Annotated in this window: 21 protein-coding genes; 8 read left to right on the forward strand and 13 right to left on the reverse strand. The window is 59.1% G+C overall.

Translation table 11 applies throughout. From position 1 onward, the window contains the following. The first annotated feature begins 242 nt into the window (after window positions 1–242). Complete coding sequence (locus K3G63_RS00720) at window positions 243–1,589, forward strand: DUF5103 domain-containing protein (RefSeq protein WP_220612187.1); 1,347 nt, start codon at window positions 243–245, stop codon at window positions 1,587–1,589. Window positions 1,590–1,667: 78 nt separating this feature from the next. On the opposite strand, the gene K3G63_RS00725 is transcribed toward K3G63_RS00720, so the two are convergent. Further along, on the reverse strand, window positions 1,668–2,618 hold the full coding sequence (locus K3G63_RS00725) for a hypothetical protein (protein WP_220612188.1): 951 nt from the start codon (window positions 2,616–2,618) through the stop codon (window positions 1,668–1,670). Between the two features lie 184 nt (window positions 2,619–2,802). On the opposite strand from K3G63_RS00725, the gene K3G63_RS00730 reads away from it, so the two are divergent. Next, entirely contained in the window at window positions 2,803–4,083 is a 1,281-nt protein-coding gene (locus K3G63_RS00730; protein ID WP_220612189.1) for a sodium:proton antiporter, read from the forward strand. 138 nt (window positions 4,084–4,221) lie between these two features. After that, a complete protein-coding gene (locus K3G63_RS00735; RefSeq protein ID WP_220612190.1) occupies window positions 4,222–5,673 on the forward strand; it encodes a M48 family metalloprotease in 1,452 nt (483 codons plus the stop codon). A 24-nt stretch (window positions 5,674–5,697) separates the two neighbouring features. Here K3G63_RS00735 and K3G63_RS00740 read toward each other — a convergent pair whose 3' ends face one another. From K3G63_RS00740 to K3G63_RS00755, 4 genes are all read right to left on the reverse strand, one after another. Beyond that, entirely contained in the window at window positions 5,698–6,156 is a 459-nt protein-coding gene (locus tag K3G63_RS00740; RefSeq protein WP_220612191.1) for a hypothetical protein, read from the reverse strand. 81 nt (window positions 6,157–6,237) lie between these two features. Then, a complete protein-coding gene (locus tag K3G63_RS00745; RefSeq protein ID WP_220612192.1) occupies window positions 6,238–6,447 on the reverse strand; it encodes an alkylphosphonate utilization protein in 210 nt (69 codons plus the stop codon). A 22-nt stretch (window positions 6,448–6,469) separates the two neighbouring features. Continuing rightward, window positions 6,470–7,567 carry a redox-regulated ATPase YchF gene (ychF, locus tag K3G63_RS00750; RefSeq protein ID WP_220612193.1) on the reverse strand — a complete coding sequence of 366 codons (1,098 nt, stop codon included), beginning with the start codon at window positions 7,565–7,567 and terminating at the stop codon, window positions 6,470–6,472. 231 nt (window positions 7,568–7,798) lie between these two features. Beyond that, window positions 7,799–8,140 carry a DUF3276 family protein gene (locus K3G63_RS00755; protein ID WP_125430909.1) on the reverse strand — a complete coding sequence of 114 codons (342 nt, stop codon included), beginning with the start codon at window positions 8,138–8,140 and terminating at the stop codon, window positions 7,799–7,801. Window positions 8,141–8,576: 436 nt separating this feature from the next. Between K3G63_RS00755 and K3G63_RS00760 the strand changes: the two genes are divergently transcribed. Beyond that, window positions 8,577–9,497 (forward strand): DUF58 domain-containing protein, encoded by a 921-nt coding sequence (locus K3G63_RS00760; protein ID WP_220612194.1) that lies wholly within the window; start codon window positions 8,577–8,579, stop codon window positions 9,495–9,497. Between the two features lie 34 nt (window positions 9,498–9,531). Continuing rightward, entirely contained in the window at window positions 9,532–9,741 is a 210-nt protein-coding gene (locus tag K3G63_RS00765) for a hypothetical protein (RefSeq protein ID WP_220612195.1), read from the forward strand. A 7-nt stretch (window positions 9,742–9,748) separates the two neighbouring features. On the opposite strand, the gene K3G63_RS00770 is transcribed toward K3G63_RS00765, so the two are convergent. From K3G63_RS00770 to K3G63_RS00785, 4 genes are all read right to left on the reverse strand, one after another. After that, window positions 9,749–10,387 carry a DNA-3-methyladenine glycosylase gene (locus K3G63_RS00770; protein WP_220612196.1) on the reverse strand — a complete coding sequence of 213 codons (639 nt, stop codon included), beginning with the start codon at window positions 10,385–10,387 and terminating at the stop codon, window positions 9,749–9,751. Between the two features lie 14 nt (window positions 10,388–10,401). Further along, window positions 10,402–11,067, reverse strand: coding sequence for a metallophosphoesterase family protein (locus tag K3G63_RS00775; RefSeq protein WP_220612197.1), 666 nt, complete (start codon window positions 11,065–11,067; stop codon window positions 10,402–10,404). Between the two features lie 42 nt (window positions 11,068–11,109). After that, entirely contained in the window at window positions 11,110–12,378 is a 1,269-nt protein-coding gene (locus tag K3G63_RS00780; RefSeq protein WP_220612198.1) for a sodium:proton antiporter, read from the reverse strand. 125 nt (window positions 12,379–12,503) lie between these two features. After that, window positions 12,504–13,529 carry a low specificity L-threonine aldolase gene (locus K3G63_RS00785; RefSeq protein ID WP_220612199.1) on the reverse strand — a complete coding sequence of 342 codons (1,026 nt, stop codon included), beginning with the start codon at window positions 13,527–13,529 and terminating at the stop codon, window positions 12,504–12,506. A gap of 100 nt (window positions 13,530–13,629) precedes the next feature. Here K3G63_RS00785 and K3G63_RS00790 point away from each other — a divergent pair, with 100 nt between their 5' ends. Next, complete coding sequence (locus K3G63_RS00790; RefSeq protein WP_220612200.1) at window positions 13,630–13,800, forward strand: hypothetical protein; 171 nt, start codon at window positions 13,630–13,632, stop codon at window positions 13,798–13,800. A gap of 132 nt (window positions 13,801–13,932) precedes the next feature. Here the strand turns inward: K3G63_RS00790 and K3G63_RS00795 are convergent, their stop codons facing one another. Further along, a complete protein-coding gene (locus tag K3G63_RS00795) occupies window positions 13,933–14,427 on the reverse strand; it encodes a metallophosphoesterase (protein WP_220612201.1) in 495 nt (164 codons plus the stop codon). A gap of 209 nt (window positions 14,428–14,636) precedes the next feature. On the opposite strand from K3G63_RS00795, the gene K3G63_RS00800 reads away from it, so the two are divergent. Both K3G63_RS00800 and K3G63_RS00805 read left to right on the forward strand, forming a co-directional pair. Next, window positions 14,637–15,341 carry an NUDIX hydrolase gene (locus tag K3G63_RS00800; RefSeq protein WP_220612202.1) on the forward strand — a complete coding sequence of 235 codons (705 nt, stop codon included), beginning with the start codon at window positions 14,637–14,639 and terminating at the stop codon, window positions 15,339–15,341. Between the two features lie 20 nt (window positions 15,342–15,361). Then, window positions 15,362–15,847 (forward strand): hypothetical protein, encoded by a 486-nt coding sequence (locus tag K3G63_RS00805; protein WP_220612203.1) that lies wholly within the window; start codon window positions 15,362–15,364, stop codon window positions 15,845–15,847. A gap of 57 nt (window positions 15,848–15,904) precedes the next feature. Here the strand turns inward: K3G63_RS00805 and coaD are convergent, their stop codons facing one another. The 3 genes from coaD to K3G63_RS00820 form a co-directional block, all read right to left on the reverse strand. Beyond that, the gene (gene coaD / locus K3G63_RS00810; protein WP_220612204.1) at window positions 15,905–16,372 is read right to left on the reverse strand and encodes a pantetheine-phosphate adenylyltransferase; all 468 of its coding nucleotides are present in this window, start codon (window positions 16,370–16,372) and stop codon (window positions 15,905–15,907) included. Between the two features lie 103 nt (window positions 16,373–16,475). Next, window positions 16,476–17,351: a DUF3822 family protein gene (locus K3G63_RS00815; RefSeq protein WP_220612205.1), complete on the reverse strand. Its 876-nt coding sequence runs from the start codon at window positions 17,349–17,351 to the stop codon at window positions 16,476–16,478. A gap of 179 nt (window positions 17,352–17,530) precedes the next feature. Then, entirely contained in the window at window positions 17,531–18,040 is a 510-nt protein-coding gene (locus K3G63_RS00820; RefSeq protein WP_220612206.1) for an NUDIX domain-containing protein, read from the reverse strand. Window positions 18,041–18,142: the final 102 nt, after the last annotated feature.

Genomic DNA, 18,142 nt, shown 5'->3' on the forward strand with positions numbered 1-18,142 from the left:
GTTGAATTGCGCCGCAAGTACGAAATTCACTATTGCGTGTGGTTTACGTCCAAGTTAAGAGTTCGTAAAGCCATGATGAACGTAGTGTTACGTCCGCCCTGGTGGCTACCGCTGCTGCTCCCGCCTTAGCGGGCCGCAGCAAGGAGGCCTACCTCATCTTCCCGGCTTCGGGTGGCCTGCTGGTATACCGCCAACGGGCCTCACTAAGCCACAAGTGCCTTGTATCGCCTACATTCGCTTTTATGCGCTACCTTCTTCTTCCCGCTGTACTGTTGCTGACGGCCACCGCCTGCGTGCCGCTGGGCACGCCCATCACCGACCCCAACGCCGCCCGCCGGCCCGCCACTCCTGGCCAGCAGGCACCCGAGTATTACGCCAATAAAACCCTGCGCTACGAAGACGCCATTTACAATCCCAACGTGCGCACCGTGCAGTGCTACGTGCCCACCGGGCAGGCCAATGAGGTGTTCAACCCGCCCATTGTGCCCCTGGCTCAGGGCCAGTCGCCGGTGCTGGAGTTTGATGTGTTGGGCGGGCAAGGCCAGCGCCTTACGGCCAAACTGGTTCACTGCGACCTGAACTGGCAGCCTTCCGTGCTGACGGATATGCAGTTCCTCTCAGAAATCAATGAGCAGACCATTACCGACTACCAGGCCTCTGTGAGTACCAAGGTGCCCTACTACCACTACCGCCTGCAAATGCCGCGGGTGAAGCTCTCGGGCAACTACCTCTGGGTAGTGCAGGGGCCGGGCGGCACGCCGCTGCTGAGCCGGCGGGTGCTGGTGTTCGAGGAAGGCGGCGTGCAGGTGTACCTGCGCCAGGGCATTCCGGTGGCCGGGCAGGAGCGCTACACGCTGCAGCAGCTTGACTTCGGCATCCGCTACACCATGCAGCTGGTAAACCCGGCCCAGGAAGTGAAAGTGGTGCTGCGCCAGAACTACCGCTGGGATAACGCCCACTACAACCTGCGCCCTACCTTCGTGCGCGACGCCGAGCGCCAGCTCGACTACCAGTACTTCAACTTTGAAAACGCCTTTCCGGCCCTAAGCGAATTCCGCTTCTTCGATTTGCGCACCTTCCGCTCCCTGGGCGTGGGCGTGGCCCGCATTGAGGCCGAAGCTACCCCCCGCGCCGCCCTGCTTCAGCCCGAAGCTACCCGCAACGGCCAGAGCTACTCCCAGTACGACGACATCAACGGGCAGCGTGTGATTGAAAGCCGCGAGTACGGCAACGGCGCCACCAACGCCGACTACCTCGACGTGACCTTCCAGCTCCGGGCCGCGCAGCCTGCCCCCGGCCCGGTCTACGTCCTCGGGGCCCTCACCGATTGGCAGTTCCAGGACGAGTTCAAGCTCACCTACGATGCTGCCGCCCAGCAGTATACCGGCCATGCCCTGCTCAAGCAAGGCTACTACAACTACCTCTACGCCGTGCAGACCCCGCAGGGCCCCAACAGCGTGTACTGGGAAGGCAGCCACCAGGAAACCGAAAACCGCTACGACCTGCTGGTGTACTACCGTCCGCCCGGCACCCGCACCGACCTGCTCGTTGGCTACCAGACCATCGACGTGAACGGCCGCCAGCCCTAACTCTATCCGTGGTTTCTTGTACCAACAACGGCGCTCTACTGCTAGAGCGCCGTTGTTGGTAGGTCGCGGAGGGGAGTGCTATGGATGATTTTGGTGCACTGTTGTTACGTTGGAGTTACCTTCCTGAACCACCGTGCTGCTTTGGTCGGACAGGCCCTGGTAGGTGCGGGCCTGGTTCAGGAAACCGCTCTGGCTTTGACTGGCGAAACTGTTCTGGCTATCCTGGTCGATGAGGGCCTGGTTGCCGGCCGAAAGGCCCGCGGCCTGTACCTGGTAAGCGCGGTTGTCGTTACCCGACTGCTCGATGACGGCTTGGTTGGAAGAGCTGTTCTGGCGCTGATCGGCTAGGTTGCGGTTACCAACCTGCGCGGCAGAGGCTACACTGCTTGACCCCGTCTGAATCTGAGTCAGCTGGTTGTCGTTGCCGGTTTGCTGGCCCACCGCCGTATTGCCGATGTCGGTCTGGCGCTGCAAGGACTCGTTCCGGTTACCGACGGAAGTCAGGAGAGCCTGATGAGAATTGGAAATCTGCTCCTGCTGGGCCGTGTTGTTATTGCCAACTTGGGTAACAGTAGCCTGTAGAAAACGACCGGTTTGGCTCTGCTGGGCGGAGTTGCGACTGCCGGCCTGGGTGGCCGTAGCCACGGCATTTCCTACCTGGGCTTGCGAAATCAGGTTGTCGTTGCCGATCTGGATGGCGGTAGCGTCGCTGGTGGTGAAGGTACCCCGGCCTTCCTGCGACTGGCTGATGATGTTGCGGTTGCCAACCTGGTAGGCGGTAGCTTGCGCATTCCGGTCGTTTTGGGTTTGGCTGGTACTGTTGCGGTTGCCCGCCTGGGTGGCGGTAGCTTCGTTGGAGGTGCCGGCCTGACTAACGTCAATAACGTTGCGGCTGCCGATCTGCGTGTCGGTGGCCGTGTGCTCATTGCCGACCTGCTGCACGGTGGCGCGGTTGTTCTGAGCCCGGGCCGCGCCCGTCCCCAGCAGCACCATCAGGGCGCAGGCCATGGGTATACGTACTGTTTTCATAGAAGAGAGGTGAGAGGTGAATTGATAATGCTATATAATGAATTATATTTATTATATAAATAATAATATTTGCTATGTGTGAGGACGTAGGTGATTTCCGTGTTTTGCCTGAGCGTCTTGACTCCCTTTAACAGCGAAACGGTGCTACTTCTCGTAGGCTTCTGATCTGCCCTCCGCTGTAGCCATGTCGCTTTACAACCTTATCCTGGTCGTGCTGGGCGTCGCCATTTTGGGCGTTGCTTGGCTGCCGTCTCTGCTGAGAAAGTACCCGTTGTCCTACCCCATTCTGTTCGTGGGGCTGGGCGCGCTGGTGTTTAGCCTGCCCCTGGGCCTGCCCACGCCCGATCCGGTGGAACACTCCGCCTTCACCATGCACCTGACGGAAATCTGCGTCACGGTGGCCCTGACGGGCACGGGCCTCAAGATTGACCGGCGCTTTTCCCTTATTCGCTGGCGAGCCCCACTGCAGCTGGTGCTGGTGCTGATGAGTATTACCATTGGCATTTTTGCGGTGGTAGCGTGGCGTCTGGGCGGCCTGCTCCCGGCCTCGGCCTTGCTGCTAGCCGCCACGCTCGCCCCCACCGACCCCGTGCTGGCCGGCGACGTGCAGGTGGGCAAGCCCGGCGAGGGTAGGGAAGATACCGTGCGCTTTGCCCTCACCGGCGAGGCCGGCCTCAACGACGGACTGGCGTTTCCCTTCGTATATCTGGCCCTGGCCCTGCTCCCCGCGGCTGCCTTGCCCGTGTCTGAGCGGCTGCTGCACTGGGCCTGGATGGACGTGCTCTACCGCACGGGCATGGGCGTGCTGGCCGGCTGGCTGGCGGGCCGGGTGCTGTCCTTCCTGATTTTTGATCTGCCCCACCGCGTCCGCATCAACCCCGAGGCGTATGGCTTCGTGGCCCTGGCCGTTACGCTCACGGCCTACGGAGTAACGGAGCTACTGCACGGCTACGGCTTTCTGGCCGTGTTTGTGGCTGCCGTTACCCTGCGCGCCCACGAGCGTAGCCACGAGTACCACACCGAAATGCACGAATTCACCGACCAGCTGGAGCGCCTGTTCATTGTCGTGATTCTGATTTTGTTTGGCGGAGCCCTGGCGCGTGGGCTGCTGGCCCCCCTCACCTGGGGCGGGGCGGCGCTGGGCCTGTTTCTGCTGCTGGTGCTGCGGCCGCTGGGCGGTATTCTTACCCTGGGGCGCAGCCGCGTAACCTGGCCTGAGCGGCTGGTCATTTCCTTTTTCGGTATCCGCGGCATCGGCTCGTTCTTCTACCTGGCCTATGCCATGCACGCCACCCCACTGGCCGATGGCCGCCAGTTGTGGGCTATTACGGGCTTCACGGTACTCACCTCTATCATCCTGCATGGCGTGCTGGCTACCCCCGTCATGGACTGGCTGGACCGCCGCCACGGCCGCCCGACGGCCGTGGAGCTGGAAGAGCAGTTGCGAGAAGAAGCCGAGGGGTAGCGCAAGCCCCCGCCGGGAGGTAGGCCGTAAATTCGGCACAGAATTGGTCTGTGGCACTGGACCCCTGTAACCTTCGGGCCCTTGCGCCTCGTTGCAGGCCTATTCTGCCTCGGCAGCTGTACCTAGCTCCCTCTCCCTATGTCTCCCACACTCACCTCTGTTCTGCACGCCAGTGCCACGCTGGCCTTACTACTTCCCCTAAGCGGCTCGCAGCCAGCTGTGCCCACCCCGGCTCCTCGCCCCGTTCTGCCCGTGCAAGGCGCTCAGCCCGACCCTCAGGTAATTGCCCAGTTTGGCCTGCTCGATAACGCCAAGCTCCAGAGCTACATCGACGAGAAAGGCATGCAAATGGGGCGCATTTCTGACCGGCCAGCCGACGTAAAGGGCTTTACCATCGTCGATTCGCCCATCATCAATGCCTTTGCTACCCCCGACGGCCACGTGTACTTTACGCGCGGCATTCTGGCGCATTTCAACAACGAGGCCCAATTCAGCGGGGTACTCGGCCACGAAATCGGCCACATCACGGCCCGCCACGGCCAGAAGCAGCAGACCCGCTCCACCATTGCCAACGGGGCGCTTATCCTGGGTTCCATTCTCTCGAAGCGGGTAGCCTCTATTGCGCAGCCCGCCTCGCAGGTAGTGGGCTTGGGCCTGCTCAAATACGGCCGCGACGATGAGAATGAATCCGACAAGCTGGGGGTGAAATACTCCAGTAAAATCGGCTACGACCCGGCTTCCATGGCCGATTTCTTCCTGACCCTTGCGCGCACCGAGCAGAGCAGCGGCGCGGCCACCGTGCCCACCTTCCTGTCCTCGCACCCTAACTCCGCCGACCGCTACACCAACGTGAAAAAGCTGGCCCAGCAGGCCGAGCAGCAGGCCGGCCGCCAGCTGGCCGTCAACCGCGACCAGTACCTGCGCCTGATTGAGGGCCTGCCCTACGGCGACAACCCGCGCGAGGGCTACGTGGAAAGTAGCATGTTCTATCACCCTGACCTGAAATTCCAGTTTCCAGTGCCCTCGGGCTGGAAGTCGCAGAACTCGCCTAGCCAGTTCCAGATGGCCGAGCCCAGCGGCAAAGCCGTTATTGTGCTGCTGCCGGCCGGCAGCGGGGCACTCGATGCCACGGCCCAAAGCCTCGCCGAGCAGCTAAAGCTGCAAAACGCCCAGGCCAGCCGTACTACCATCAACGGTTTCCCGGCCGTAGCCATCCAGGGCGACCAGGTAGGGCAGGACCAGCAAACTGGCCAGCAGGGCATCACGGCCCGCACCCTGACCTACATCATCCAGGATGGCCAGAGCCTGTACGCCTTCGTGGGCCTGACCTCGCCCTCGGCTTTCAGCACCTACGCCCCGCAGTTCCAGCGCACGGCCCAGGGCTACCGTCGCCTCACCGATGCCAGCAAGCTCAACAAGCAGCCCGAGCGTATCCGCATCAAAACCGCCAAAGCCGGTCAGACGCTGGCCCAGGCCCTTGCTGCCAATGGCGTGCCCGCCAAGCGCCACGAGGAGCTGGCCATCGTGAACGGTATGAAAACCACGGATAAGCTAACGGCCGGTCAACTGTTTAAGGTGGTAGGGAAGTAGAATGTCAATTGATGTAAAAGACAATTAAAGAACTCCAAACACTACATCAGTTGCTCCGGCTTTCTTATGATGAGTAAGACTTTCAATGACGGCCTCAAGATCTTCTGTTATTTGTCCTGATTTGAAGTAATCTTCCCACATGCTATACTGAAAGGGCTTCGCCTTGTAGGTAACTTCATTAAGCATGTTCGGTTGACTCTGCATCTTTTCGGCAACAGTCTTGACAAGCGTCAGCAGTTCATCTACATTTTGTTTAACGACAATTTCATCTTCTTCAGATTCTTCTTCCAGGCTATCCAGATAAGTTAGCTTAACTAGAGGATGCAGATCAAGTCCTAAGTAGTTGCCAACACTTATAATTACAGACTCTTCCCCGAACAAATCATAGCTGGCGACGAAGTTGTAGTATGATCTGTTTATGAAGACGCCACTGTCTTCATATTCCGAATCAATTGCCCTGAGCACAGCCACGTTGAACCCCATAATCAAGCGTATATAACAAAGCGCCCCGGCCGAACCATTCGACCGGGGCGCTTAAGGTACTAAGCGGCTGCAGATGCAGAGCTAGGCTTTCTTCACGAACTCCGTTTTAATCACCAGCAGGCTACCCGCGGCTTTGCCCTCAATCTCGGCGGGGCTGCTGGTGAGGCGAATGTTCTTGACCACGGTACCGCGCTTCAGGGCCTGGGCCATACCTTTCACCTTCAGGTCCTTGGTGATGGTAACCGAGTCGCCCTCCGCAAGCAGGTTGCCGTTGCTATCTTTTACTTCCATGAGAGAGGCAAGAAATGCGTGACTAGACGTTGAAGCGGAAGTGCATAATGTCGCCGTCCTGCACCACGTAGTCTTTGCCTTCCACGGCCATTTTGCCGGCTTCCTTGATCTTTACCTCGGTCTTGTACTCCTGGTAGTCGGCCAGCTTGATTACCTCGGCCCGGATGAAGCCCTTCTCGAAGTCGGAGTGGATGACGCCCGCGGCCTGGGGCGCTTTGTCGCCCTTGTGGATGGTCCAGGCGCGTACTTCCTGCACGCCGGCCGTGAAGTAGGTAATCAGGTTGAGCAGGGAGTAGGAGGCCCGGATCAGGCGGTTCAGGCCCGACTCGGTGAGGCCATACTCGGCCAGGAACATCTCCTTTTCCTCGGGGTCTTCCATCTCGGCAATCTGCGACTCAATGGCGGCTGACACCAGCACCACTTCGGCGCCTTCCTGGGCTACGTGGGCCTGCAGGGCTGCCGTGTGCGCGTTACCGCCCTGAATGCTGGCCTCGTCTACGTTGGCTACGTAGATAACCGGCTTGATGGTGAGCAGCTGCAGATCGGCTACGGCTTCCAGCTCCTCGGGGGTAGCCTGCACGGCGCGGGCATTCTGGCCGGCTTCCAGCGCCTCCTTGAAACGTTGCAGGGCCGCTACCTCTTTCTTGGCTACGGCATCACCGCTTTTGGCCGAGCGCTCAGCCTTCGCCAGCTTCTTGTCGATGCTCTCCAGATCCTTGATCTGCAGTTCCGTGTCGATAACATCCTTGTCGAAGACGGGGTCCACGCCGCCGGCTACGTGCACGATGTTGGGGTCGTCGAAGCAGCGTACTACGTGGATGATGGCGTCAACCTCCCGGATGTTAGCCAGAAACTTGTTGCCCAAACCTTCGCCCTTGGAGGCCCCTTTCACCAGGCCGGCAATGTCCACGAACTCAATGATGGTAGGCAGCACCCGCTTGGGGTTTACCAGCTGCTCCAGAATCTGGAGGCGCTCATCGGGCACCGTAATTACGCCCACGTTCGGCTCGATGGTGCAGAAGGGGTAGTTGGCCGACTCGGCCTTGGCATTGGAAAGAGCGTTGAACAGCGTGGATTTGCCCACGTTCGGCAGGCCGACGATACCGCAGCGGAGACCCATATGACAGTGAAATAGAAAGTTAGTGAAAAGGTGAGTTGGGCCCAAGGCGCAATTCGTGGCGCAAAGGTACGGGGCTTTTTCGGGGAAAGCACGGCTGATCAATAGCGCACATGGCGGACCGTACTACAAAGCCAAAACGGCGCGCCTGGGTCAAAGCCAGGCGCGCCGTGTAAAGGGAAGCAGAAAAATCAGAGGTGTAACAAGTGTTTCGCTAGGCTTCCGGGGGTAGGGTTAGTAATTGTCGTCGGTGCGGGTGTAGCCGCCTTCCCGCTCATCGTAGGCCGGGCGCGGGCGGTCCAGCTCAGCTACCTCTTCGGGCGTCAGCAACTCTTCGCGCACGTAATCAACGGCATCCTGCAGGGCGTCCACAAACTTGAGAAAATCCTCCTTGTAGAGGAAAATCTTGTGCTTCTCGTACGAGAAGGTATCGTCGTCGCGTAGGCGACGTTTGCTTTCCGTAATAGTCAGATAATAATCCTGACCGCGGGTCGCTTTCACGTCAAAAAAGTACGTGCGCTTGCCGGCTTTAATGCGCTGGGAGTAAATTTCTTCCTGGTCGTGACGGTCTTCCACAGTTCCTTCCGGTAAATTTTTGTTATTCCAAGATGATTGAAGTTCAGCGCAAAATACGTGCTTTCAACCATATATAAAAATTTGAAGTCTGGCTTTTTCATTTTCCGGTCCTAAAATCGGCAAACCCGCCTTATTGCCGAAACTACAAGCGTAAACTGCCCTTATTCGCCTGCACGAGTTGGCTGGTATAAAAGCAAGATTAATATTCTAAAGTATATATATAGATAATTCCACCCTGCTGCGGCTACCCGGGCCCGCCCTGCCTGAACAGCCCGGGCTGGTTGCTGGCTTCTCCCGCGAGCAGCCTCGGGCTCCGGCGACGCCCGGCTACCCCCGAACGAACCTGCAACAGCGGGCCGCTGTTGGCAACCAATTAGCAGCCAGGCTACCTTTCCTCGTACCTTGGCTTTGCTTTCTGCCGCTTTTGCTTTCTGTTATGGCCCACCCCCTCGACTTAGCCGCTATTCGCTCGTTCGAAAACCTGGAGTTTCTGGCTCGCCAGCTGGTTGAGGGCTTTATCACAGGGCTCCACCAGTCGCCCTACCACGGATTTTCGGTGGAGTTTTCGGAGCATCGGCTGTATAACCCTGGCGAAAGCACCCGCCACCTCGATTGGAAAGTTTTCGCCCGCACGGATAAGTTGTTTGTGAAGCGCTACGAGGAGGAAACCAACCTGCGCTGCCACCTGCTGCTCGACGTGAGCCCCAGCATGTACTACCCCCTGCCTTCGCACGATAAGCTGCGGTTTTCGGTACTGTGCGCGGCGGCTATTACTACCCTCTTGCAAAAGCAGCGCGACGCCGTAGGGCTGGTGACCTTTGCTGATGAGGTTGAGCTGCAAACGCCGGTTCGCTCTACCAGCACCCACCGCCACACTTTGCTGCTCACGATGCAGCAACTGCTGGAGCGCCCCGCTACCCCTGGCCGGACGCGGACGGATGTGTCGGGTGTAATTCATACCATTGCCCAGCAAATCCCGAAACGCTCATTGGTGGTGCTGTTTTCCGATATGCTGGGCCGCTCTGCCGAGGAGCAAACCCAAACCTTGGCGGCCCTGCAGCACCTGCGCCACCAGCACCACGAAGTGCTGCTTTTTCACGTCATCGACCGGGCTACGGAAGCCGAGTTTAACTTTCAGGACCGTCCTTACCTGTTCGAGGATTTGGAAACGGGTCAAACCGTGAAGCTCCAGCCGGCCCAGGTGCGCGAGCAGTACCGCGCCGCCATGCGCCAGTATGAGCACGAGCTAGCCCTGCGCTGTGGGCAATATAAAATCGATTTCGTACCCGTCGACATCCGGGAGCCGTTCGACAAAGTGCTGTATGCCTACCTGGTAAAGCGCGGCAAAGTGCGGTAATCTTTCTTTTTCAGTAGTTAGCTCTTTTGGCCGCGTGACCATCGTCGATATTCTGTTTCCCTTCCTGTTTATCTGCCCGCTGTCGGCGGTGATGACTGTGTACATTGCCCATATGTATGGGCGGCGGTTCTGGCCCTGGCTGCTGTTCGGGTTTTTCGTGCCGCTGTTGTCCACGTTTGTTGCCATCGGATTGGCCATGCGCGACGCCCGGCGCAACGAAGCAGCCGGCAAAACGGAGGAATAGGCGCTTACTACCCCGGCTCGTTGTTCAACGACTGCCAGAGGTATTTGCTGGCCAGCGTGCGATACGGGCGCCAGGGTTCGGCCAGCTCCGTCATGCGCTGGAGCAGAGCGCGGCCGGTTTCCTGCAGGCCATAGTGGCGGCGCATGGCGTTCTGAATTCCTAAGTCACCCTCGGGAAACACATCGGGTTGGTCCAGGGCGAACATCTGCAGCATTTGCGCCGTCCAGCGGCCTACCCCCTTGATCTGGGTGAGGTGGCGGGTAAACGCTTCTTCTGTAAGCTGACTTAGGTGGGCGTGGTCGAGCTGCCCGCGCTGAGCAAAATCGGCAATGACGCGCAGGTAGCCCGCTTTCTGCCGCGAAATACCGGCTGCCCGCAGTTCCTCATCGGAGAGCTGCAGGAGGGCGGCCGGCTCGGGGTAGCCATCGGGCGCAAACAGGCCTTGTACCTTACGCCAGATGGCCGCGGCGGCTTTCGTCGAAATCTGCTGACTGACAATGGCGCGCAGCAGGGCCAGGTACAGGTCTTCGTGGGCAGAGGGCTGAATGGGCTGGCCCTGACGGATGATGCGGGCCAGCACCGCATCGGCCTGGGAGAGGTGCAGTAGGGCGGGGGTGGCGGTAGCGGAAGAGGTAGGAGCAGGCATGAAGCAGAGGAACGTTAGGCCAGCACAATATCGAGCAGGGAAGTCGGAATCAGAATCTGGCCCAGCAGCTCGCCCGTGAACGACAGCCGCATGCCGGTTAGGTTTTGGCCAAAGCAGGCGCCCGTGTCAATGTTGAGCACATTGGCTGCGGCGTCGAAGGTAGGGGTGCCTTCCGGGGTAGGGGTGTGGCCTACCACCTGCCGGCGGCCCATGTTCTGCAACGGACCCCGCCGCCATAGTACCCCATCCATATTCTCGGCATCCAGAGGAGCGTCGGTATCGGCAAAGCCGGCGTGGCTAACCAGCACATAGTTGTTTTCCCAGGTAAACGGGCGGTGGGCAAGCCAGGCCAGGTGGTGCTGTAGCATATCGGCCCGGCCCTGGTACTGTTGCACCGTGGCCCGGCCTCCCCAGCCCAACCAGGCCGGATTGGGCCCCCGGGGCCCGAAATGTTTCTGCATTTCATACTCGTGGTTGCCCAGCAGAAACACCGTGCGCCCCGGATACTGCTGCTCTAGCTCCATGGCCAGCTGCACGCACTCGGGCCCGAAACGGCCGCGGTCTACCAGGTCGCCGGTTTGTACCAGCAGTTCCTCGTCGGGTCGCCAGTGCCCTAGTAGCTCCCGAAACGTATGGTAGCAGCCGTGCACATCACCAACAAGAAAGAGGTTATGATTCATAGGAGAGGGGAGGGTAGCAGACCGGGCGTAGGGGTAGGCAATTTACGAGTGCGCCGGCTCGGGGCTTGCCGGAATACTAAGCCCTAGCTTTTTGACCAGTGGGCCAATAGTAAGTCCTTGAACGATGATACTAAAAATCACAACGACGTAGGTAACGCCCACAATCAGGTCGCGCGGCATAGATTCTGGCAATGACAGCGCCAAGGCTACTGAAATTCCACCCCGCAGGCCGCCCCAGGTAAGTACATGCAGGGTAGGGCGGTCGAAGCTATAGCGGCGGCTGAGCAGGCCCAGGGGCAGCGCAACGGAAATCAGCCGGGCCAGCAGCACGACCCCAATGGCTACGGCCCCAACTAACAGAATAGTGCCGTTAATATCGAGCACCAGCATTTCGAGGCCGATCAGCACGAAAAGCACGGCATTCAGAATCTCGTCCAGCACTTCCCAGAATTTATCCAGGTATTCGCGGGTCAGATCCGACATGCCCAGGGTGCGTCCTTTGTCACCTACAATCAGTCCGGCGGCTACCACTGCCAGCGGCCCCGACGTGTGCAGGTATGTGGCCAGAGCAGTAGTGCCCATTACTAAGGCCAGCGTCAGCAGCACTTCTACCTTGTAGTTATCAATGCTGCGCAGGGCCCAAAACGTGAGGTAGCCTAGCCCCACGCCTAGCAGCACCCCGCCCACTGCTTCGCGCAGAAATAGGGCTCCGATGACGCCCGGCGTGGCCTGCTCGGCTCCGTACTGCGCAATCTGAAACAGGCTCACGAACACTACTACCGCAATGCCATCGTTGAACAGCGACTCACCCACAATCCTGATTTCCAAGTGGGGAGCTATGCGGGCATCCTTTAGAATACCGAGTACTGCAATGGGGTCGGTAGGCGAAATAAGAGCGCCGAACAGCAAACAGTAGATGAAGTGAGCCTGCAGGCCCACCAGCGGCAGCAGCCAGTACAGGGCGGTTGCTACCAGCACCGTCGAGAGCAGGGTTCCGGCTATGGCCAGCGCCGCAACAGCGCCGCGTTCCTGGCCCAGGGCCCGCACATCAACGTGAATGGCGCCCGCAAATAGCAGGAAGCTCAGCATGACCTGCAGTAAAACCGTGTGGAAATCAATAGTCCGCACAAGCTGGCTTACCGTCAGCACCCACGAAACTCCCAGCCGCCCCAAGCCTACTATTGCCAGTGAGGAAACCAGCGCCAGGATCATGAGGCCAATGGTGCCAGGCAGACGTAGGAACCGATGATTGATGTAGCCAAAAATGGCAGCGGCGGCCAGTAGTAAGGCAAAGGTGTTGTATAACTCCATCAATAGCGGCAAGATGTACGGTGGAAAAGACTTTAAGCCAGAACGCGGATCAGGAGCCTGGGGTTAAGGGCCTCAGGTTCCTGATCCGCGTTCTGGCTTCTAAAACCTTAGCCGGGGAAAATAGACTACAGGGCGGCCAGGGCCTGTTCCACGCGGCTGATCATGGCATCGTCAATGTCCAGGTGGGTAACGAAGCGAATCATTTGGGGACCGAAAGAAGCCGCCCGGATGCCTTGTTGCTCTAGCTGAGCCAGGAACTGTTCGGCCGGCGTGGCCTCTTGCAGGCGGAAAATCACCAGGTTGGTTTCCACGGGCATTACCTCCGCTACGTAGCTCTGGGCTGCCAGGGTAGCTCCCAGCTGCTGGGCCCGGCGGTGGTCGTCGGCCAGGCGCTCCACGTTGTTTTCGAGGGCGTAGAGGCCCGCGGCGGCCAAATAACCGGCTTGGCGCATGCCGCCCCCCATCACCTTCCGGATGCGCTTGGTTTTCTGGATGAACTGCTTGCTACCCAGCAGAACCGACCCAACCGGCGTCCCCAGGCCTTTGCTCAGGCACACCGAAATAGTATCGAAGATGCGGCCGTACTCGTGGGCCGGCTGGCCGGTGGCTACCAGCGCATTAAAAATGCGGGCCCCATCCAGGTGCAGCGCAATCTTATGGCGGCGGGCTACCTCCGCAATGGCTTCCAACTCGCTTAGCTCGTAGCAGCTGCCGCCGCCGCGGTTGTGGGTGTTTTCCAGCGAAATAAGGCTGGTAGTGGGGTAGTGCACGTTTACGGGCCGAATAGCTGCCTCCACCTGCGCCGCGGTCAGGCGGCCGCGGTTACCGGGCAGCAGGGCCACGGAGGCGCCCGAGTGGAACGCAATGCCGCCTACCTCCCAGAGGTAAATGTGCGAGTTCTGCTCACAGATTACTTCCGAAAGGGGCTCGGTGTGGGCCTTGATGGCAATCTGGTTGGTCATGGTTCCGGAAGGACAGAACAAGCCCGCCTCCAGTCCGAAACGAGCAGCCGCTTCCTGCTCCAGGGCGCGCACGGTTGGGTCTTCCTCGTATACATCATCGCCCACGCGGGCCTGAAACATCGCCTCCAGCATGGCCGGAGTAGGGCGCGTCACGGTATCGGAGCGCAGGTCAATTACGGAATCAGTCATCTGGTTAGGATATGGAAAAGCGGGAAAGGTTTCCCGGTTTCAAATTTAGTCGTTACTTTTGCCCCTCAATTTACTAGAAGACCTAAACCGACCCGGAAAAATGAGCGTTACCCGTCTGAAGCGGAAGCACCGCAAGAACATTGCCCGCGCTAACAACAAGCAGCGCGTTATTAAGCAACTGCTCCTCACCCCCGTTCTGAAGAACGTGGACCTCGACGAGCTGAAAGCCCGCTTCACCAAGAGCGAAGCCACGACCGAAGCTGCTGCGTAAGTAGCCAGATTTCGTGTCTGGTGCACCTACCCCGGTGTCGGTGGGTTTCATCCAGATTCTTCCAAAGCGCCTTTTCCTTCGGGAAGAGGCGCTTTCTGATTTCTAAGTCTCGGTGTCTGATAGTCAGCGCTTCTATTTTGGCCCTAGCTCAATAGCCTGCAGCTGCTGTACTTTGCCCTGGGCTATTTCGAAGCGTAGCAACGTGCGGACTTTATGAAAGCCGTGGCGGCCAGCCGCGCCGGGGTTGAGGTGAAGTAACCCCAGCTTCGGGTCGGGCATTACTTTCAGAATGTGGGAGTGCCCGCTGATGAAGAGGCCCGGGCGCTCTTGCTGCACCAGTGGCCGAGCAGCAGGGCTGTAATGACCAGGGTAGCCGCCAATATGCGTCATCAGTACATGCAAGCCTTCTAACTCGAAGTTCTGCACTAGCGGTTGAATACGGCGCACGTCCTGCCCATCAATGTTGCCGTACACGCCGCGCAAGGGGGCCACCGTGGCCAGGGTTTCGGCTACTTCGGCCGTGCCAAAGTCGCCGGCGTGCCAGATTTCGTCGCACCCCTGCAGGTGGTGCAGAATTCGGTCATCAAGGTAACTGTGCGTGTCGGAAAGGAGGCCAATTTTCTTCATAGCTGGCGAAGGTAGGAAAGGAGGAAATGATACGTTTCGGCGCTTCCTTTCCGGGCTGTTTCATCACTTCCCCACCTCTTCCGTACAACACAACCGCTGACATCCCGTATCTTGGCCGACCCCCGGGCCTTTCGTTTCCGGAGAAATATGCTGTGTTTTGCAGCACCCCGCCTGAGTCCCCTTTCTGCTCCTCTCCAGATTACCCCGCGATGAACGTTTTCATCAACGATATTCCGCTGATTATTAAGAAGAACAGCGAGAAGATATACAAGCACAAGTACGACCTGATTCTGAATCCGGAAGATGAGTTCATCTCCAAGGACCTGATAGGGGATGTGCTGGTGCGCGACGTAACGGACGTGTTCGTGGACCGGCTGCTGCGTCTGATGGAAGTAAAAAAGCTGAAGAAGCTGACTTCCCTGACGCTGCTGGCGCGCAAGAAAAAGCGGCTTATTCTGCACCTCAAGGATCAGTTCAAGATTGTGAAGGCTGCTGGCGGGCTTGTGGTAAAGGAAGGAAAGATCCTGATGATTTACCGCCTTGGCAAGTGGGATTTGCCCAAGGGCAAGCTGAAAAAAGAGGAGGATCCAATGTTGGGTGCCCTGCGCGAAGTAGAGGAGGAGTGCAACATCAAGGTGGAAATTGGGGAGAAGCTGCCCAGTACTTGGCACTCCTATGCCTATAACGGCAACAAAATCCTGAAAAAGACGAACTGGTACATCATGCGCTGCCTCGACGACTCGCTCATGAAGCCCCAGGCCGAAGAGTACATTGAAGAGGTGCGCTGGATGACGCCCCGCGAGGCGCTGGCCGTTCTCGACCAATCATACGCCAGCATTACCCTAGTTGTGCGCCACTACCTGAGCGAAACCGCCGGGCAAGCCCCTGCCGATCAGGAGCCGGCCAAAGGATAACCTCTACCAAGTTCTCTGTTATGCGCGCCTTCTGCTACCTGCCTCTGCTGCTGGTGCTGCTCGCCGGCCTGACTTCCTGCTCCGGTTCCCAAACCGTTTCGGAAACCACTAGCCCTGCCCCAGGCACGGTAGGCGCCGCCCCGGCGGTGGCCATTGACGTACCCGCCCTGGTAGGCCGCAACATCGACCAAGTGCGCCGGGTGCTGGGTACCCCTCGGGAAGCCCGTGACCAAAAAGTGGGTGCTGAACCCACGGCTGAGCAGATGAAGGCTACCAAGGGTGAAGACTGGATTAACACCTTTGAGCGTCAGGGTGTTACTCTCGTAGCTACCTTCAATGCCCGCACCCGTAAGGTGCGCGACTTGGTGCTGGTGGGCACTGATGAAGACGAGATTCTGCAAAACGGCAACCTCAGCCTCACCGCCACCGACTACATTGTGCTACCCGTGGCCAACCCGCAGAACAACCGTGAGCTGATCGGTATGCGGGTGGTAGCCCGGAAGTGACCCGTGGTGCCGCCTGGCCCCAGCACAAGACTTGGCTGTAAGCAGTTCTGCCCGATGTTACGCGGGCGGGGCCGGGGGTAGTGGAAAAGGTACAAAATCATCAACGTTGCCCCCGAAGCGGTGAATCTCGCGGATGATGGTGCTACTGATGGCGGCCAGGGCGGGGGAGGTAATGAGGAACACCGTTTCTAGCTCGGGGTTTACGTGGCGGTTTGCTTGAGCAATGGTATTCTCGTATTCAAAATCGGTAGTGTTGCGCAGGCCGCGCAGTAGAAACCGTGCCCCCACTTCGCGCGCAAAATCAGCGGTCAGGCCCTTGTAGGCCCGTACCGAAACGCGCGGTTCGTCCTGAAATATACCTTCGATCAGGACAATCATTTGCTCCACGGGTAGGTAGCGCTGCTTGCTGCTGTTGTTACCAATGGCAATGATTACCTCATCAAACAGCGCCGCGCCGCGCCGTACTACGTCTAAGTGGCCGTTGGTGAACGGGTCGAAAGAGCCGGGAAATAAAGCTATTCTCATAGCAGGCGGTAAGTAGGTAGGAGGCAAAGGATAAAAACACGCGTCGCACACCAGCTACGCTACCCCGGGAGTATGCAGGAAGCGAAGAGGCCTGCCTGTGTGCTTAGCACAGGTGCAGGGCGTACAGCTCGAAGTAACGGTACTCAAATACATCGTTAAGGCGGTAGCTGTAGCCCAGGTCGTAGGGGCGGTTGCCGAAGCGGATGTTGCGGATGTATTTGCGCAGAATCGTGAACAGCTCCGAATCGTGGGTTAAATCACCCCACACAGTTACCACATCCTGGTCGGGGTTGAGCTGTAGCTCCTGCATCACCAGAATGGTGTAGTAAATCAGGTCTTCGGGCGTGCTGAACGGAAAGACGTTGCAAAACTCCGGCTGCTTGTCGCGCATGGCCAGTAGGGTTACTTCCTGGTGGCCCAGGCTCAGGTAGATGCGCCGGGTACCTGCCTGCTCGTTCTGGTGGGCAATGCCTTCGAGCAGGGGGCTGGTGTGGTGCACGAGCTGGCCCTCGGGATAGGTTGTCTGAAACCACTGAACCAGCTCCCGCTCGGCGGCGAAGATGCTGGTGATTTCGGAGCCGGAGTGGGTGTAGTGGCGCACTACTTCGCGTTGCGGGTCGGTAGCGTGGTGCAGGCGCAGGTAAGCGGCCTCGTCGCCAGCGCGAAACAGGGAAGCGGGTAGCAGCGTGAAGTGGCGGTTCTGCACGGCCAGCCGTACGCGGTTCCAGCCGGTGCGGCCCACCAGCTCGTGTTCGGCGGCCAGGGCCTGTACCTGAGCCGCCAGCAAGGTGGCTCCCTCCCCGGGGGAGTAGTCTTCCAGGGCCACGAACTTGTTGCGTCGCACATCGGCTACGCCCACGCGCACGCCCGCCGGACCTGCCGTCAGATACAGATTATAAGCCGAAGGAGTATCCAGGTCCAGGGTTTCGTCGTGCAGGCGGTGCAGGGCCGCCGGAAGCGGCGAGACGGAAGTGGACATAGCAGTAGCGGAGAGGGTAGGCACGGCAACAAACAAAAGCAAAGACCTGCTAAAGGTACGGAGCCGCCGCCCGACTCCGCAAAAGCCCCGTCGGATTCCAGCCAAAACCCTGGCAGTAGCGGCCGGACGACGGGCCGCCGCGGCTGCACGGTTGCAGCCGTTGCTTCGTGCGGCCCAAGCTACTGAAATCGTACCTGGGGAATAAACACGTCGTCGGTGCTGATGATATCACGCAGCACGGGGTGTACCTGAGAGGGCAGCAATTGGCCCAATTGGCGCGGCATCACGAACTCCAGGTGGGTAAGAAGCTGGTCGGCGGCGCTATGCTCGGGGTCGAGGCCCAGGCGGGGGGTAGCCGCTGGGTCCGTAGGCCGTACTTCGAAGAACAGCTCCAACGCCTGCAGCCCAGGACTACGAAATTCGTGCAGATGCAAAAAGCGGCCAACGCTGATAGTCAGGCCCGTTTCTTCGGCAAACTCCCGCCGCAAACATTCGTGCAGGGTTTCCCCAAATTGCCAGCCTCCGCCCGGCGGCGACCAGAACGGCAGATGATTAGGGAGCAACCCGCGGTGCGCGGTGAGCAGCAAAGCGCCCTCGTGCACCAGCAAGCCGCACACGCGCACGCGGGCTACCCCGGCGTAAGATTCCAGCAATGCGGCGGAAGGAACAGCAGCAGTAAAGTCAGTCATAGGAAAAGCTCAGCCTCTGGCCTTGCAAGCGCCAAAACGCAAGCTTACGAAGAAACCAGGAGTGGTGGCTGACTAACTGCTGCCAAAACTCTTTTAGTATGA

Origin of the sequence: Hymenobacter sp. HSC-4F20, assembly GCF_019599275.1 — a bacterium.
In the GTDB taxonomy this organism is placed as follows: domain Bacteria; phylum Bacteroidota; class Bacteroidia; order Cytophagales; family Hymenobacteraceae; genus Hymenobacter.

Excerpts from the sequence above, each read along its gene's own strand:
- K3G63_RS00720 (WP_220612187.1), top strand. The coding sequence starts at position 243 with ATGCGCTACCTTCTTCTTCCCGCTGTACTGTTGCTGACGGCCACCGCC.
- K3G63_RS00725 (WP_220612188.1), bottom strand. The coding sequence starts at position 2,618 with ATGAAAACAGTACGTATACCCATGGCCTGCGCCCTGATGGTGCTGCTG.
- K3G63_RS00730 (WP_220612189.1), top strand. The coding sequence starts at position 2,803 with ATGTCGCTTTACAACCTTATCCTGGTCGTGCTGGGCGTCGCCATTTTG.
- K3G63_RS00735 (WP_220612190.1), top strand. The coding sequence starts at position 4,222 with ATGTCTCCCACACTCACCTCTGTTCTGCACGCCAGTGCCACGCTGGCC.
- K3G63_RS00740 (WP_220612191.1), bottom strand. The coding sequence starts at position 6,156 with ATGGGGTTCAACGTGGCTGTGCTCAGGGCAATTGATTCGGAATATGAA.
- K3G63_RS00745 (WP_220612192.1), bottom strand. The coding sequence starts at position 6,447 with ATGGAAGTAAAAGATAGCAACGGCAACCTGCTTGCGGAGGGCGACTCG.
- ychF (WP_220612193.1), bottom strand. The coding sequence starts at position 7,567 with ATGGGTCTCCGCTGCGGTATCGTCGGCCTGCCGAACGTGGGCAAATCC.
- K3G63_RS00760 (WP_220612194.1), top strand. The coding sequence starts at position 8,577 with ATGGCCCACCCCCTCGACTTAGCCGCTATTCGCTCGTTCGAAAACCTG.
- K3G63_RS00770 (WP_220612196.1), bottom strand. The coding sequence starts at position 10,387 with ATGCCTGCTCCTACCTCTTCCGCTACCGCCACCCCCGCCCTACTGCAC.
- K3G63_RS00775 (WP_220612197.1), bottom strand. The coding sequence starts at position 11,067 with ATGAATCATAACCTCTTTCTTGTTGGTGATGTGCACGGCTGCTACCAT.
- K3G63_RS00780 (WP_220612198.1), bottom strand. The coding sequence starts at position 12,378 with ATGGAGTTATACAACACCTTTGCCTTACTACTGGCCGCCGCTGCCATT.
- K3G63_RS00785 (WP_220612199.1), bottom strand. The coding sequence starts at position 13,529 with ATGACTGATTCCGTAATTGACCTGCGCTCCGATACCGTGACGCGCCCT.
- K3G63_RS00790 (WP_220612200.1), top strand. The coding sequence starts at position 13,630 with ATGAGCGTTACCCGTCTGAAGCGGAAGCACCGCAAGAACATTGCCCGC.
- K3G63_RS00795 (WP_220612201.1), bottom strand. The coding sequence starts at position 14,427 with ATGAAGAAAATTGGCCTCCTTTCCGACACGCACAGTTACCTTGATGAC.
- K3G63_RS00800 (WP_220612202.1), top strand. The coding sequence starts at position 14,637 with ATGAACGTTTTCATCAACGATATTCCGCTGATTATTAAGAAGAACAGC.
- K3G63_RS00805 (WP_220612203.1), top strand. The coding sequence starts at position 15,362 with ATGCGCGCCTTCTGCTACCTGCCTCTGCTGCTGGTGCTGCTCGCCGGC.
- coaD (WP_220612204.1), bottom strand. The coding sequence starts at position 16,372 with ATGAGAATAGCTTTATTTCCCGGCTCTTTCGACCCGTTCACCAACGGC.
- K3G63_RS00815 (WP_220612205.1), bottom strand. The coding sequence starts at position 17,351 with ATGTCCACTTCCGTCTCGCCGCTTCCGGCGGCCCTGCACCGCCTGCAC.
- K3G63_RS00820 (WP_220612206.1), bottom strand. The coding sequence starts at position 18,040 with ATGACTGACTTTACTGCTGCTGTTCCTTCCGCCGCATTGCTGGAATCT.